Below are 281 nucleotides of genomic sequence, written 5' to 3' on the forward strand. Positions count from 1 at the left end.
GCCGTGACGATCTGAGCTGAGAGACGATGACCAAGGATCCCTTTCGCATTCGCGACCACGTCGCCGAGTTCGACGACATTGTCGCAGAGATCGTTCGTCTGAGCGCGGAGGTGAGGCTGAGACTTCCGATGGTTGCCGATATCGCCTATGGGCCGGACGCTACCGAGACCGTCGACCTGTTCTTCCCGCAGGGCAAACGCGACCGCCTGCCGGTGCACATGTTCATTCATGGCGGCTACTGGCGCATGTTCTCCAAGCGCGACTATTCCTGCGTAGCGGAC

Annotated in this window: 1 pseudogene; it reads left to right on the forward strand. The window is 60.5% G+C overall.

Annotated features, from left to right (window positions below):
• Positions 1-26: 26 nt before the first annotated feature.
• Positions 27-281, forward strand: a pseudogene (locus EN786_RS37410) (alpha/beta hydrolase); the annotation flags it as partial.

Source organism: Mesorhizobium sp. M4B.F.Ca.ET.143.01.1.1 (assembly GCF_004792275.1).
GTDB lineage: Bacteria > Pseudomonadota > Alphaproteobacteria > Rhizobiales > Rhizobiaceae > Mesorhizobium > Mesorhizobium abyssinicae.